Source organism: Gluconobacter sp. Dm-74 (assembly GCF_018256135.1).
Lineage (GTDB): Bacteria > Pseudomonadota > Alphaproteobacteria > Acetobacterales > Acetobacteraceae > Gluconobacter > Gluconobacter cadivus.
Genome location: NZ_JAERLX010000012.1, coordinates 18,820 through 34,534 on the forward strand (window position 1 = coordinate 18,820; position 15,715 = coordinate 34,534).

At 54.2% G+C, this 15,715-nt stretch carries 13 protein-coding genes; 3 read left to right on the forward strand and 10 right to left on the reverse strand.

The features are described 5' to 3' along the window. Positions 1 to 23: 23 nt before the first annotated feature. The 4 genes from JK208_RS13920 to JK208_RS13935 form a co-directional block, all read right to left on the reverse strand. Positions 24 to 656, reverse strand: a complete 633-nt coding sequence (locus JK208_RS13920; protein ID WP_211576465.1) for a 2-dehydro-3-deoxy-6-phosphogalactonate aldolase — start codon at positions 654 to 656, stop codon at positions 24 to 26. Beyond that, complete coding sequence (locus JK208_RS13925) at positions 653 to 1,630, reverse strand: 2-dehydro-3-deoxygalactonokinase (RefSeq protein ID WP_211576466.1); 978 nt, start codon at positions 1,628 to 1,630, stop codon at positions 653 to 655. The genes JK208_RS13920 and JK208_RS13925 overlap by 4 nt, the downstream gene beginning before the upstream one ends. Then, a complete protein-coding gene (locus JK208_RS13930) occupies positions 1,627 to 2,394 on the reverse strand; it encodes an IclR family transcriptional regulator (RefSeq protein WP_211576517.1) in 768 nt (255 codons plus the stop codon). The genes JK208_RS13925 and JK208_RS13930 overlap by 4 nt, the downstream gene beginning before the upstream one ends. 130 nt (positions 2,395 to 2,524) lie before the next feature. Continuing rightward, positions 2,525 to 3,451 carry a LysR family transcriptional regulator gene (locus JK208_RS13935; RefSeq protein WP_211576467.1) on the reverse strand — a complete coding sequence of 309 codons (927 nt, stop codon included), beginning with the start codon at positions 3,449 to 3,451 and terminating at the stop codon, positions 2,525 to 2,527. A 115-nt stretch (positions 3,452 to 3,566) separates the two neighbouring features. On the opposite strand from JK208_RS13935, the gene JK208_RS13940 reads away from it, so the two are divergent. Next, positions 3,567 to 4,895 carry an MFS transporter gene (locus JK208_RS13940; RefSeq protein ID WP_349292001.1) on the forward strand — a complete coding sequence of 443 codons (1,329 nt, stop codon included), beginning with the start codon at positions 3,567 to 3,569 and terminating at the stop codon, positions 4,893 to 4,895. Between the two features lie 36 nt (positions 4,896 to 4,931). After that, entirely contained in the window at positions 4,932 to 5,618 is a 687-nt protein-coding gene (locus tag JK208_RS13945) for a D-lyxose/D-mannose family sugar isomerase (RefSeq protein ID WP_211576469.1), read from the forward strand. An 81-nt stretch (positions 5,619 to 5,699) separates the two neighbouring features. Here JK208_RS13945 and JK208_RS13950 read toward each other — a convergent pair whose 3' ends face one another. The 6 genes from JK208_RS13950 to JK208_RS13975 form a co-directional block, all read right to left on the reverse strand. Beyond that, positions 5,700 to 6,659, reverse strand: coding sequence for a GTP-binding protein (locus JK208_RS13950; protein ID WP_211576470.1), 960 nt, complete (start codon positions 6,657 to 6,659; stop codon positions 5,700 to 5,702). After that, positions 6,656 to 8,146 carry an amidohydrolase family protein gene (locus tag JK208_RS13955; RefSeq protein ID WP_211576471.1) on the reverse strand — a complete coding sequence of 497 codons (1,491 nt, stop codon included), beginning with the start codon at positions 8,144 to 8,146 and terminating at the stop codon, positions 6,656 to 6,658. Before JK208_RS13955 ends, JK208_RS13950 begins: the two co-directional genes overlap by 4 nt. 31 nt (positions 8,147 to 8,177) lie before the next feature. Continuing rightward, entirely contained in the window at positions 8,178 to 9,632 is a 1,455-nt protein-coding gene (locus JK208_RS13960) for a M20/M25/M40 family metallo-hydrolase (protein ID WP_211576472.1), read from the reverse strand. A 78-nt stretch (positions 9,633 to 9,710) separates the two neighbouring features. Next, positions 9,711 to 10,244: a Rid family hydrolase gene (locus JK208_RS13965; RefSeq protein ID WP_211576473.1), complete on the reverse strand. Its 534-nt coding sequence runs from the start codon at positions 10,242 to 10,244 to the stop codon at positions 9,711 to 9,713. Further along, positions 10,219 to 11,622 carry a cytosine permease gene (locus JK208_RS13970; protein ID WP_211576474.1) on the reverse strand — a complete coding sequence of 468 codons (1,404 nt, stop codon included), beginning with the start codon at positions 11,620 to 11,622 and terminating at the stop codon, positions 10,219 to 10,221. The genes JK208_RS13965 and JK208_RS13970 overlap by 26 nt, the downstream gene beginning before the upstream one ends. Next, positions 11,622 to 14,147 carry a TonB-dependent receptor domain-containing protein gene (locus JK208_RS13975; protein WP_211576475.1) on the reverse strand — a complete coding sequence of 842 codons (2,526 nt, stop codon included), beginning with the start codon at positions 14,145 to 14,147 and terminating at the stop codon, positions 11,622 to 11,624. Before JK208_RS13975 ends, JK208_RS13970 begins: the two co-directional genes overlap by 1 nt. Before the next feature lie 409 nt (positions 14,148 to 14,556). Between JK208_RS13975 and JK208_RS13980 the strand changes: the two genes are divergently transcribed. Then, positions 14,557 to 15,711 (forward strand): histidinol-phosphate transaminase, encoded by a 1,155-nt coding sequence (locus JK208_RS13980; RefSeq protein WP_211576476.1) that lies wholly within the window; start codon positions 14,557 to 14,559, stop codon positions 15,709 to 15,711. The last annotated feature ends 4 nt before the right edge of the window (positions 15,712 to 15,715 follow it).

The window sequence follows — 15,715 nt, forward strand, 5'->3', positions numbered from 1 at the left end:
TCGTGAATTCGGAAATGATGGATTCAGTGGTTGGACGATGCGGGAAGCGCATCGATGAAGGCTCGGGCATTGGCCGCGATTGTGTCCGCGCTGTCGCCCTTGCGATACAGGGCCGATCCCAGCCCAAATCCGGCCGCACCGACGCTGAAATATTCCTGCATCGTCTCAGGCCGGATGCCACCGACAGGAATAAAGGCCGTACCTGCGGGGAACACGCTTTTCCATGCGGCAAGAACATGCGGGCCAAGCTGTTCGGCAGGAAACATTTTCAGCGCATCTGCCCCTGCAGCCAGAGCCGCAAATCCCTCCGTAGGCGTGCAAACTCCCGGCGTGCAGATCAGGCCATGAGCCTTGGCTTCCCGAATAACGGCGACGTCTGCATGTGGCATGACAATCAGTTTGCCATTGTGACGCGCCACATCTCGCACCGCTTCCGGAGATGTGACGGTCCCGGCGCCAATCAAAGCCCGATCGCCAAATGTCTCCTGAAGCAGCGCAATGCTGCGGAAAGGATCAGGCGAGTTAAGCGGGACTTCAATAATGGTGAAGCCCGCATCCACCAGAGCCTGTCCTGCCCCAAGCGCCTCCTCCGGACGGAGCCCGCGAAGGATGGCGATCAGGGGACAGCGCTTCAAAGCATGAGTGAACATATTCATGCACCTACTCCTGAAAATGGCTGGGATCTGGCTCCACCCGGAACCAGTCCTGCCAGATGAGCAATTTTCATCAATCCCGCTGGCGCTGTATTCCCGAGGACCTCGGGTTCAGGCTGACCCAGCAGACGAAAAGCCCTGAGATACCGCGCGCAGAGAGCATCATCGCCGACCAGAACGGTTCTGTGCGACGCCCCTCTCTTGAGACGGGGGCCGGCATAGACCTCGTTCCCGATCAGCAGGCCCGACAGATAATCGGGCACGGCAGCAGGCGAGAGCCGCCCGGCCAAAACGCGGCTCCGTGCAGAAAACAGCAGGGATGAAACACTGTCTTCAGACGCCCCGGTTCGGACACCGTCTTCGAAAGCCATGATGGATTCAGCATCAGACGGCCTTTCTGGAGCGCTAAACCTTCCGAGGATGCTGTGTGCCTTCAGCACAGCGTAGAGTTCGCCCGTCATGAACGTTCGAAACCCGACGATCCGCCCCTGATGGATCTGTGCCCATTTCGAATGGGTGCCGGGAAGAACGATCGTCACGTCATCAGCCAGATCAGAACGAAGGGCGAGAACACCCAGAATCTGCGTTTCCTCGCCGCGCATGACGTCGGGAACTACCCCATCATCCCGAATACCCGGAATGATCGAAAGCACCCCCTGCCCTGTCTGAACCGGCTTGAGGGACGTCGCCAGTGCATCAGGAGAAACAGGACAGGAAAGATAGGGCGCTTCCGCCCATCCATTCGCACTTCCAACCATCCCGCAGGCGATTGCCGGGGGCAGAACGGGAAGACTCCATAAACCCAGAAGGGTTTGAAGAACCGCGGAAAATCCGCCTTCCGGCAGATTCAGAATTCCGTGTTTGCTTTGATACTCCTGCAGGATCTGACCGCTCTCCGTCATCAGCCAGGCCCGGAGAGAAGACGTGCCCCAGTCCAGCGCAAGGAGGGCCGGAAGTCCGGCGAAAGGCCCACTCATATGACGCCACCCTTCCAGCCAAGATGACGGGAAACCGTCTCGGCAGCTTTTTGCACCACCGGAACCAGCTCCGCCATCCGTTTGAGGGGAAGATAGGGCGTTGCACTGGCCACACTGATGGCCGCGACGATATCCCCTGTGACATCACGAACAGGCACAGCAACACAGTTGATGCCCAGTTCATTATCCTCAAGGTCAAAGACACAGCGGTTCGCACGGTAATGCCGCATCCGATCCAGCCAGCTTTTGAACTGAAGCGGATCAGCGCCGGAAACATCGTACAAATGCCTCCACGATGCCTCATCATCATCCATGATAAGGGCGCGACCAACTCCTGTGAGCGCCAAAGGCATGCTCTGCCCGACGCGGGAGCGCATTTCCAACCCTCTCTGCCCGTCAACCTTATCGAGATACAGAACACGGTCTCCCATCCTGATCCCGAGATGGACCGTATCCTGTGTTGCAGCTCCGAGAGATTGAAGAACGGGACGCGCCAGAACCAGAACTGGATGTTCCTGCCGGGCCAGTGCGCCCAGTTCAGCCACTTTAGGTCCAAGCTGATAAGCGCCCGAATGATCCTGAGAAAGCCAGTGCATCTGAACGAGCGCTGACGCCAGCCGATGTGTCGTGCTGCGCGTACACCCCAGGCGATCAACCAGCGCATTCAGCGTATCGCATCCTTCACCGACAGCGCGTAGCAGGGACAGGCCCCGGCCCAAGGCCTGAGTACCTTCAGGCCACTCTGACGCTCCGTCAGGAGACATATCCACTCTGCTGCTGTTGCTATCGGATCTGGTCATACTTTCGCATATACATCCCATAATATGGGATTGAAACCACATATCGGACGATTCGAAACATTTTTATGTGATATTAGATGATTGTGTAACGACACTACATCCCAAGTGATATCTTGCCACCTTGTCCGCACGGCAAGGCCTCAGACACGAAACGCTCAATAAGAAGGCAGACATTGCGCGCCAGAGGGGTTTTCTTCCCATGACTGGCCATCCCGATTTCCGAAAACGTCTCTCCCAAATCCAATGGAATTCGGACAATTTCAGACGGCGCGGTGTAAGTGGCATTGGCAGGAACAATCGCAACGCCGAGCCCTGCCAGAGATGCCAGATGAATGGCTGTTGTGAACTCATGAAAATATTTGATTTCAAGCGGAACCAGACCGTTCTGATAAAAACTGCTGAGCAAAGCGTCATGAAAACCCGGTGCATTTTCGCGCTCCAGCATCAGAAGCGTTTCCGAACTCAGGTCGGACGCAATCAATGAGGCACGCTTTGCCAAGGGATGGTAAGCAGGCAAAACAGCAAAAAACTGCTCTTTCCCAATGGAGCAAATATCAACCTCCAGATGCTGAAGAGGCAGACGTACAAATCCAATATCCAGTCGATGTTCTGCAATCGCCTCAATCTGACGGACCGAATTCATTTCCATCAGATCAAACTGGATAAAGGGGTACCGCTCCGCAAAATGTCGGAAAAGCGTTCCACCAAACATGGGAATAATGGAGGAGACAAAGCCAAGACGGATACTTCCAACAGTCCCGGCAGAAATATGTTTGGTTGATTTCTGTGCTTCATCAAGGATCGAGAGAATACGCCGGGCCTCTGTCAAAAAATTCTGCCCGGCGAGAGTCATAAAAACGTGATTTCGTGACCGATCTACAAGCTGGACACCGATTTCTTCTTCCAGATGTTTGATATGACCACTCAAAGCGGGCTGGACAATGTTCAGCCTTGCCGCTGCACGGCCAAAATGCAGCGTTTCGCCGAGTGTCGAGAATGAACGGAGATGTTTGAGTTCCATGATATGAGTTCCTGATCATGCCCTGTGATCAGTTTCATCGTGAAATAGAATTGGAAGTTTGCCTCGGAACCGGAAAGAACTTCGTGATCACCCGCTCGGTGGAGTAGGAAAACGTGTGACGAGGTCTCTCATGCCCATTGATCTTTCCAGAACACGTCCGTCCGGTCGCTGGTTGCGCATCATGCCGATCGTGTTCGTAACCTACAGCCTTGCTTACCTTGATCGCACAAATTACGGTTTCGGGGCGGCAGCAGGCCTTAACGAGGCTTTGCAGATTTCGCCCAATCGTGCGGCCTGGCTCGCATCGCTTTTCTTCCTGGGATATTTTTCATTTCAGGTTCCCGCTGCGGCTTATGCGCGCCGGCATAGCCCAACAAGAATGATCTTTTTCTGTATTCTGGGTTGGGGCGTTCTGGCGTCTCTGACCGGATTAATCAATAATTTCTGGTTGTTGGCTCTGGATCGCTTTCTTCTGGGTAGTATGGAAAGCCTGATCATTCCAGCAATGCTGATTCTGCTTACGGAATGGTTCACCCGCAGTGAACGCTCTCGTGCGAACACTTATCTTATTCTTGGAAACCCGGTGACCGTCCTGTGGATGTCCGCGATCACCGGATATCTCATTTCGCAATATGGGTGGAGAAACGTCTTCATCATTGAAGGAATTCCTTCCGTTCTCTGGGCATTTGTCTGGATCCTGACGATGTCTGACCATCCAGCACAGGCAAAATGGCTGACAGTTGAAGAGCGCGAAGCTCTTGCGCAACAACTCGCCATTGAACAGCGCGAAATTCCGGAGCGTCACGCAAGCATATGGTCGGTCCTCACAGACGGACGTGTGCTTAACTTGAGCGCTCAACTTCTTTTATGGAGCGTGACTGCTTATGGTTTCATCATGTGGTTGCCCGATATTATCCATAGTGGCGGCTCAAGCATGGGAAATACCGGACTGCTGGCAGCCGGACCCTATGCAGCCTCCGTAGTTCTGATGATCGTCGTCTCGTATATTTCAGATCACTATCAGATCCGCAAAAATATTGTCTGGCCGCTTCTGGTTGTTTCGGCGCTGTGCTTCTTCGGCAGCTATTGGCTGGCCGAATACAGTTTCACCCTTGCCTATCTCTGCATGGTTCTTGGATGCGCCACGATGCAGGCGCCACTTGGGCCGTTTTTTGCCATCGCTCCGGATATTCTCCCCCGCGAAGCCGCCGGGATTGCGATGGGCGTCATCAACAGCGCAGGTGCGTTGGGCGGCTTTCTCGGTTCCTGGATCATCGGATACATTCAGGCGCGAACCCATAGCGTCAGCCTCAGCTTCGCTTTCATGTCTGCATTCATTCTGGCGGCAGCCATTTTAATGGCTTTTTTCAAAAGCCATCCCACCCAGAAAAATCAACGGTCTCCCGAGCTCTCCGGAGCGCACCCGGGTGTTTCCGCTACCTGAATCTGATTATTTCGTCCTCTTTGTAAGGAAAAGACAATGCTGCTCAGACGCTCACAGATTAATTCGAGCATCGATCTGGCAATCGATACCTTTCGCAAACATAGCATCAGCCTCCCTGACTTTGCCTACTGGTCTGCAAAGGACTGGGCCACAAAGGGCCATGAAGCGAATGAGATCCGTGACTGCATGCTGGGATGGGATGTAACGGATTTTGGACAGGGTGACTTTACCCGGATCGGCCGTACCCTGTTCACTCTTAGAAATGGTTCGCTTCGCCGTCCGGGTTACACGAAGAGTTATGCTGAAAAACTGATCCTCGACCCAGAAGGACAACGCTCGCCCGCACATTTTCATCGTACGAAAATGGAAGACATCATCAATCGTGCAGGCGGCGTTATTTTAGTGCAGCTCACAAAAGCAGGCGCAGACAACAAGCCTGCGCAGGAAAGTTTCCCCATCCATGTTGACGGTATTGTCCGTCAGCTCAATCCGGGTGACCTCGTCCGGCTCGAGCCGGGACAGAGCGTCTGTATTCCTCCCCGGACAATCCATCAGTTCTGGGGCGAAGATGGAAGTGGTCTCACGGTCAGCGGTGAGGTTTCGTCTCTCTGTGACGACCATGAAGACAATTTCTTTCTTGAGCCCTCGGCGCGTTTTCCAGAAATAGATGAAGACGAGGAACGGCGTTACTTTCTCTGCAACGAATATCCTGACATTTCCTGAAATATATCACAGGAGAAACGAAGATTTCTTTTCTCCTGTTCTTCAAGATTGACGATGCAGCGTTTGGCCTAACGCCTGTACTCAGGCGGAAATAGTATCAAGATCGTCTTTCAGCGCTTGTGGGTCCAACATTCCTTGCCGACCGATAAAGACAAGCCGGGTATCTGGATCAGACAGAGCTTTCTCGGGCGCTAATCCAATGGTAATTCGCGCTCCCGTCATCTGCAAAAGCAACGCACGCTGCGGAGCTGTAGCGAGATACAGGATCCCTTTCGCCCGAAGCAAAACCGCAGCATGGCGGTCAATTACAGTGCGGAAGCCTGTCAGGTTCACCGGAGAGTTTCGCCGCCATGCAAGACTGATGAAGTCGTCATTCACGTCATCCTCAGCCCGGAAAAAAGATTTTTCTGTTTTCCCTTCGAGAGGACGAAAAAGAGCCTCATGAGTCAGGAGACTGTCCGCACAAGACAGAACGGGTGCCCCGCCATGAAGCGCCTGAAGTTTTGCTTCTGCTTCCTGAATAGCATCCTTCCCAAGGTTGTCCGTATGGGACAGGACGGTCATGTCCGAAGAAAGGATCTGCTCTTTCCACAAAAGATCTCTTGTGATCCCGCTTTGCGCAATCACATCAAGTGCATTGACGACACAGATCACGCCTTCCAGAGCCGCATACTGCCACAAAATAGGATCTGCCAGCGCCCTGCGCATTTCCTGAAGCTTCGAAACCCCACTGCATTCGATAAAAATCGCCTCAGGCACGGGCCTGCGAGACAGAAGCATCTTCAGCGTGGAGAACAGATCCGACTGCACAGAGCAGCAGATGCAGCCGTTCTTCAGCGTCAGAACATCGCTATCCCGCCGCTCCACCAGTAATCCGTCAATATCAATCGCCCCAAAATCATTGACCAGAATGGCCAGACGACGACGTTTCTGCGTTTTGAGCAGCCGATTGAGCAGAGTAGTTTTCCCCGCACCCAGAAAACCTCCGACCACATATATCGGGACTGCCGCAGCCTGTTCCAGACCAGAGCCCTGCCTCATAGTACCCCGACATGCTTACGAACCGGCTGCCCCGGAAAAGCGTCCCGGTTGAGTTCGCCCTCCGAAATCACGCTCTGACCATTGACCAGCAGATGATTTACGCCTTCCGAAGGGCGATTCATGGCTGCGAAATCTGCACGATCCGTTATCGTCCTGAGGTCAAAAACGACAATATCGGCATCACATCCTTCCTGTAAACGCCCCTTCCGCGCCATTTGCGGGCAGACCGTCTCCAGAATCCGTGCTGGCCCAAGCGAACAGCGACGCATGGCTTCACAGAGTGAAACCTTGTGGCGCTCCCGCAGATACTCTCGCAAAAAGCGGGAAAAAGTCCCTGACGAACGGGGATGAGACACGGCCTCCTCCGGAAGAGGCCAGCTTTTGCCCTCGTAAACGGAGCCATCCGGCAGCGTCCAGGGCATGGCATCGGATGCGATCACGCCTCCCGGGTAGAGAACGGATACATCCAGCAGGTCCTGCGCCACCGGGTCACTCTCCACGTCAAGAAAATGCCAGAGCACAAGCGTATCGGGCCGCTCCCGCTGTACGTCCAGAATTTCCTGCCGACTTTTAAACCGATGGCCGTCATCGACTTTCTGGATTGACGTGTATGCACTGCCGGTTCGCTCCCTGAACGCGGCCTCTCCAAACAGGGGCGATCCTATGACGGTAGAGCCTGTCCCATAGGGATAGGCCTCAACGGTAATATTCAGTCCCTGCTTCTGTGCAGTGGAAACAAGCTCGGCCGCTCGGCGGATATCCAGCAGACTCGTGCTGTTAAAGTGACAGATATGCATATGCGCACCTGTCGCGCCCGCATATCCGATCAGACGGGTATAGGCCTCGATGGAACTGCGCGGGTCAATGTTCGAAGAATAGGCAATGTGGGTATAGGTCGGAGCCTCATGCCGCTTTGCGAGCGAGCACAGCTCCACAAGCTCCTTTGCACCGCCTCCGGGCACATAGGCATGCGGGATCCCGATGCCCAGACCGCCTTCCTCCAGCCCCTGTTCGACGAGCGACAGAATAGTCCTCAGTTCCGCAACGCTCGCCGTATTCTCGCTCCATCGGGGGTCGTCATAACATTTCCCCATGAACGAAAGAGACGGATCTACTGGCCGACCGATCATTGCGCTGATCCGCGCGAAGGCCCACGCAACCGAGGCGCCATAATTCAGAACCCGGCCACGCTCCTGCTGGCGAGCATACCAGTCAGAAACCGGTAGAATACCGACCTCCAGTTCCAAAGAGGTCGTCACTCCGTCAAACGCCTGCATGCGATCGGACGCAATACATTGCCCGTGGGCGTGAAGATCAATGAAGCCAGGGGCCACCACGAGCCCTGTCGCATCGATTTCACGCTTAGCCATGCCGGAAACAGCACCAACATGGTGAATAACGCCGTCCCGCACCGCTACATCCCCGATCTGCTCCAGACCTGTTTCAGGATCAACCAGCAGACCGTTACGGATCACGAGATCGAACAAATACTCAACCTCTCACACGATCCGGCCCCTCTCAGTGAGACAGGTCCGGAATTATGACCAGAAGATCTTCCAGAGCGGGCGCAATGCTGGCCACCGGTGTACGTTCATTCAGACCATGCATGAAGGAATCCGAGTTCTTGATGAAAATCGGGCTGATCCCGTAACTTGGTACACCGTGAGAGCGGAACCACATGCTATCACTCGCGCCGGACGACAGCGCCGGGAAGACGGCTACTCCCGGGTAGGCAACCTGCATCCCGTGCTCGATGGCCTTGACCACATCCGGACGCATAGGAGAGGCCGCAGTCTGGACCGATCCCTCCGTTGCGTCCTCAATCTTCATGGACGGGTCCTGCGCGGCCTTGCGCAGTTCTTCCATAATGGCAGCGCGCGGATGGCCCGGGAAAATCCGGCAGTTGATATTCGCCGTCACTTTCTGTGGCAAAGCATTGAGCGCATGACCGCCATCGATCATGGTCACAACGCAGGTCGTCCCGATCCGGCCAATGTAAGATGGATCCGAAGAAAGGGTAAGGATGGCCTTTTCATCCACAGGATTCTTCGCAAAAGCTTTCATGGCCGCAGCCATTTCAGGCTTCTGCCAGCGGGCGGCATTCTGGAAATAGCTACGGCTCAGCTCGTTCACCTCTGGTTTGAAACGATATTGCTGAATGCGCAGAAGGTCTGCCGCAAGTTCGTCAATCGCATTGACCGGTCGCGGTTCAGAGGAATGACCCCCTGGATTGGTCACGGTCAGGCGGAAATCTGCATAATTCTTTTCCGCTCCTTCCCAGGTGAAATAATCCGGCTTGCCCGTTTTCTCACTGAGTGTCCCGTTTGCGCCATCCATGTTCAGAACCAGCTCGGCATTGGAGAGCTTGTCCGCAATGATGGCGCCCGTCGCCATCGTCGTTTCCTCATCCCCGGAAAACTCAAGGATGATATCCCGTCGCGGCTTGTAACCTTCGCGTTTGAGTTCCAGAAGCGCAGCAATGGCCAGCGTGTCATCCAGCTTCATGTCCGTTGAGCCCCGGCCCAGAAGATAGCCGTTTTCAATCTGTGGCTTGAACGGATCATGTGTCCAGTCTGAGGCCTTGGCTTCGACGACATCCATATGTCCCGAAATCACCAGCGGCTTGAGGGACGGGTCCTGACCGGGCCAGCGGGCGATCAGATAGGCCGTATCCTTGTAAGGGGTGATGGTAATGTCCGATGGCGCAAAGCCGCCCTTGATCAGCGCATCACGGAACAATGCGGCCACGTCCGGCGTCTGGTTGCCCGGCCCTGCCACTGAGCGCAAAGCAATGGATTTTTCAGCCAGATCCAGAGCCTGATCGGCTGCGGCCTGATGGATGGTGGTATGATTTTCAGGTGCACCCACCGCCTGCTCGAGCGTCAGATCGCCAGCCAGCAGCAGGAAGCCGCTTTTCAGCACGGCCTTGCCAATCCGCTTCCGGGAAAGCTGCGTCCGTTTGATTACGTTCATGCTCTACTCCTGTTGATTGCCTGAAAATTCAAAGTCGAAACCACAATCCGGCGACATTTTAAAATCGCGCCAGACACATCATTTCGTGGGAAATTTTTTATCTTTTGCATCGCTTCTGGATGCAATTACGTCCACTTCGACAAGCCAGTGAGGATTACTCAGATGCGGAACTTCAATGACGGTTCGTGCAGGAAAAGCGCTTCGGAACCGGGCCCGATAGGCCTGCATCATGCCGTCGAAATCCATATGTCCCAGCCGTGGATCAGCGACCAGATAGACATGCATCTGCACGATATCCTGAAGCGTCATCCCGTAATGTTTCAGGGCCGCCGAGATCTGATCCAATGCACTTTGCATCTGCTCAGCGGTTGTGGTGCCGGATATCCTATCCGCCGCAGGACCCAACCCTGAAACATAAACCGTTGCTGATCCGGCCGGGACCTGGACAGCCGTCGAAATCGGAAAATCATCTTTCGGATCAGAATAACGCTGAACGGACTGCGCAGACGCGCCCTGTCCGCATGCAGTGACCCCGGCAACAAGCAGACCGAACTGACCCCATCGGCGCCAGCCGCCTCGTGACATATCAGCAGGAAGACGTGCGGGAGACATCACCGACGCTACTCCTTCGAGATACGAATGCATAAAACAGAGTGGTCACAATCAGACTGACCAGCCAGGAAACATCCACCTTGTGAACATAAGGAACCAAAAACCCAGTAAAGAATTCATTCTTGAGGAAAGGGATTTCAACCAGAACACCCAGAACATAACTTCCAACAGCGGCCCAGTTTACATAACCATAGATGCCGCCGTCTTTCTGAAAGAACGACTCAACATCATAATCGCCATGACGCAAAATATAGTAATCATACAGATTGATCGCAGTCCACGGCACCATGACGGCCATGAGTATATCCAGAAAAGCGGCATAGGACTTCATGAAGCTGTCCGCCATTCCCAGTGCGAAGAAAAGAGACAATCCAAGCAGCGCGCATGTCAGTATCACCCGGCTTCTTAATGCGGCGCGCCATTCGGGCAGAAAAGTCTGAATGATCGTGATACTCGACAGCGCCCCGCAATAGACACTCATCGCATTGGCCAGGGCGATCGATACGGACAGAACGACCAGAACCGGCCCCCCCCACGTTCCCGCCAGATGTCCCAAGGACTGCACAACGCTCTCCCCGGGCCACTGCAGAACCAGAAAGGCCCCCAGAACCATCGGCAAAATCGTCCCCAGGACCGTGCCCCCGTAACTCGCCCAGAATGTGTTCCTGACGGACAGGCTATCCTCAGGCAGATACCGTGAAGAGTCTGAAACATAAGGCGCGTAGGCGATCTGCCAGAGCGCCGAGATCGAAAACATGCCGAAGAAACCAGCGATCGAGCCGTGCATTTCCGTCAGAAGTGTGACCGGCATATGCCAGAACCCCACGATCAGACAGTACATGACCGCAATTCCAGACAGCCACGTCACGACCTTCGAACAGGCATGGATGGCACCATACCCCAAAATACACGGGACAAGACTGATAAACGCCAGCAGAAGAACTGCGGGAATGCGCCCGAGCAGAGGGAGTGCGTCGTCCAGCGCTTCGCCGCCGACGACACAGTTCGAGGCCGCAAAGCCGATATACATCAGCACGACCAGAACGATAATGGGCACTGCCCCCCAGACACCAAACTGCCCCCGGCTCTGCACCATCTGCGGCACACCGAGCACTGGCCCCTGCGCGGCATGAAGTGCCATGAAAACCGCGCCGACCAGATTACCCGCTATAACCGCCACAATCGCCCAGATCAGGGACAGATCGAAAATCTTTGGCCCTAACGCCCCTGTCACGATGGTCAGGAGCGTCATGTTCGTACTGAACCAGACCGTAAACAGGTCGCGAACACGTCCATGCCGGTGTTCCGTCGGAATCCGGTAGATCGTATGGACTTCGACGGACGGGTTGAACTCAGCCCTGCGACCCTGTGTTATCATCAGAATTCAGCCTTGAGCGTGCCATAATACTGGCGCGGCGCGCCAACGAGAAACGACTGATAATCACCAGACATCGGAATTCCTGTCTCTCCCATCGTAGAAATATATTTCGTGTTCGTCAGGTTATAGACATTGAACTCGAACGTCAGGTTCTGCACGAAATTCAGGCTCTTGGAATATTTTCCAAGATTGCCGAAGCGATACCGGGCCCCCAGCGTTTCAATCCAGTAAGAGGGAATTTTCATATCGCCTGTATAGCTATAATTGCGCGTACCGAGGAACTGGGTATCGAGATGTGCTGAAAAATTCTGCCACTCGTAAGCCAGGCTGGCTTTGTACATGAAGCGCGGATAGGCAACGATCTGCTGGCCTTTGATGTGATAGGTCGTTCCGGTTTCGGTAACGTTATTGTCATAGGTCGCATGATTGTAACTGATACTGTTATACAGCGAGAGTCCCTTGACGGGCATCACTGTGAGCCCGGCATCCACACCGTTCATGGTCACGCCGCCGACGTTTGCAACCGTGGAAACGGGATTGACGATCGAACCCGACGTCACCTGCTGCAAACGATTGTGAAAATTCGTTCTATAGGCATATACCGACGCCAGTGCATATTTGTGCGTGAAGCGATACCCGACGGCAAAATTCCAGTCGGTTTCAGGCTTCAGCCCCCCATGCTGCAACAGCTGGTTATAAGCAGACTGCGAGACGGAAAAGGGCGAGGCCCCTTCTTTGAACGCCTGAACAGGATAGGATTTTACGTTTTCGGCAATATCGAAAAACAGCTCGTGATGCTTCAGGAAATGCCAGTCCCCGCTGAAATGCGGCAGGAACGCCCGGGCGGTCGTGATGCTGCCACCTGCAATCTGCCCAACGCCCGTATAACTCTCGTCATTGGCGTATTGTCCGCCTCTCACGGTCTGCAGAAGTGACTTGAAACCAAAATGCAGGGAAAGATTGGGAAGGACATGGTAAGTGTCCTGCACAAAAGCCGTAAAGCTGTTCGAATTAAAGTTCTGTCCCCATAGCGTGGCATATGGATCGGGAAGTTCTCCCACCGAATTAACAGGTTTGGCCTTTCCGGATTCCACATCCGAAAGCAATGGCTCCTCGTAAGCGAAACGCCCGACATCAGTATGAAAGTTTTCGTACCAGACGCCGCCACTGATATCATTATGTGCGATTTCATAATGAAGCGCAGAGGTAAAACCAAAACGTTGAGAGTGGGTTACGGTCGCCTGATCAATCAGCGGCGCGCCATTCGGGGAAGAAACATACGGGTTCGCCCATGTTCCACGCAAATACTGACCATGCCCGTATACGACACTTTCCCACCTCAGACGATCTGTCAGAGCCAGATTGGCCTTCAGGCCCCCAAGATAATCACGCTCGACCAGTGCGCCATCGTAATAGGAGGCATCCCACGGATCGGACATCTTCGAATAACCCGGCGGCAATGCCCCTCCCGGAAGACCATTTGCCGAAAGCGCGGACAAATACGCTTTCCTGTAAGCATTGGGAGTTCCATAGAAATTATCGATCCTGTATCCGCCGTTCTTCAGCATATCGAAGGACATATCCTGATACAGGTAACTCTGCGTCAGGTTATAATCAAAGAAAGACGAAATACTGCTCCGCTCACCAATAGGCTGAACGAATTTTGCATTAACCTGCTGCCCAAACTGGTCGCCGCCACCTTTCCATTTGTCCTGCGCGTTCCGCATGTAAGAGACGTAAAATCGCGTTCCGCTCTTGTTCAGATCGCCGCTATCCATTCTCAGGAACGTATGAAAACCGTTATTTGAACCAAATGTCTGGGATGCAAGGCCACCCGCTTTGCGCTTGGGATCGGAAGAAATATATTCGACGGAACCACCCAAATTACTTGTACTGGCGACAGATTCAGCTCCGGCCCCCATAGAAACATCCAGACGTCCAACATTCTCAGCCGAAATAGCATTGACGGCATTGAGACCATTAAACGTATGGAACTCCTGATCGCCCAGCGGGATGCCATCCAGCGTCATGCCGATCTGATTTTGCAGAAAACCGTGCATATAAAACTGGGTAGACCAGGTATCCACACCTTGCGGATCGTCAGACTGGAACATTATACCCGGCTGACGTGCCAGAATCTTGAGTGGGTTGGTGCCAGGCACAGCATCTGCCAATGCTGCCGCTGATACCGTTGTAACGGCACCACGAGGAACATGCCGGGCCGTCACCTGCATATTCTCGCTTTCCAGTGCCTCGCGCGCAGTGACGCGACGGGCCCGTACCGTCTTCGGGCGAGCAGGAACCGCCTGTGGTGTCTTGCCTGCATTATGATGGGTCGCAGTATGGGCCTGCGTCTTGGAAACGGCCGCCTGAGCTGAACAACAGGAAAATGCAGTCGTCGCGAGCACCCAGACAAGAAATGAAGATGCCCCCTTTCGTGCCTTGTCCGACTGGAGCCTCACTCCTGAAACGGGAAAACAACAGGTTTCATGGTCCGGTAATGGAATGTTATTTTTAGACATCATCTTCCCGTACTTTCCCAAAGCAGTCGTTGAGGAGACACGATCAGCCGCTGACAGGCCACAAAGAGAACTGAGAGGCATGTCGCCTTTTCAGATTAGACCATGTCATTCCAAAAAAGGGTTGTCTATGTCTATTCTGGTATCGAACCGATTTTTTACTCCCCATGCTGTAGCCGACACCATTCAGACGACTCAGACCACCCTCTGAAAAATCCAGTTAAATCTCATTAAATCAATATTTTAATCCTCCTCCACCTCTTCAGAAGCAGCGCTCCCTCCCCCCTCTGAAAAAGCTATACAAAAGATCAGAAAAACAGCCTTATGATCCTTTCCAGCTCTGGATATCCCAAAGAATCTATGGTTGTCTTTACAAGATAGACAATACCCCCCTTTCTTCCCGTGGAGCTATCGCATGACTGCCGCTTCTGACTGCCGGACATCTTCCCTCTCCCTGGCCCGGACTGAAGTCCGTCACCTCCCAGTCTATAATGCCGGCCTATCGGAAGAGGCTGTCAGGGTAAAATACGGGGTTTCCCGGATTACCAAGCTGGGGAGCAACGAAAACCCTTATGGGCCGTCACCTGCCGCTCTGGGCCACTGGGCCGAAATTGCATCCAGCCTGTTCCGCTATCCGGATGCTTCCGCGGAGGGGCTGCGGGAAGAGCTGTCACGACAGACCGGAATCGACACAAACCGGATTGTTATCGGAAACGGATCCGAACAGATTATCCGTATGATCTGCGAAGCCTTCCTGTCCCCCGCAGATCGCCTCGTCACGGTTCTGCCCTCCTTCGGGCTGCATCTGATCTGGCCACAAATGATGGGAGCCCGGGCAGAGGCGATCCCAATGACGCCAGAGGCCCGTTTCGATCTTCCTGCCCTGCATCAGGCCGTGACATCTGCTCCCCTCAAAGTCCTGATGTTCTCAAACCCCTCCAATCCCGTCGGCTGCATGATGACAGGCGACGCCATGCAGGCACTGATCGACGCCTGCCCGGCGGACACGCTGATTGTCATTGATGAAGCGTACTGGGAATATGCGCGCTCCAGCCAGGATTATGCCGATAGTCTGTCCATTCTCGAAAAACAGTCCCGCCCATGGATGGTTCTGAGAACCTTCTCGAAGGCTTACGGTCTGGCCGGGCTGCGCGTTGGTTACGCGCTAATGTCTGATCCCGAACTTACGGCCGTCATGACGCGGGTCCGCGATCCGTTCAACAGCAATAGTGCAGCGCTGGAAATGGCCCGGTTGAGCCTGCTCGATCAGGACCACATGCTCAGGACGGTAGATGCAACCCTCACCGAAGGTCGTGCCCTGAAATCGGCTCTGGAAAAGCGCGGCTATTTCGTCGCACAGTCCTTCGCTAACTTCCTGTTCTTCGACGCACGCGAATCTGCTTCAAATCTGGCAGGGCGTCTTCTCAAACACGGGATTATCGTCAAACCCTGGAAGGAAACAGGCTACGAGAACTGGATCCGGGTCAGCATTGCGCGCTCTGAAGACAGTCATGCCTTCCTGCAGGCCTTCGACCATGTCCGCAAACCCTTACATTCTTCTGCAGCCTGAAAAG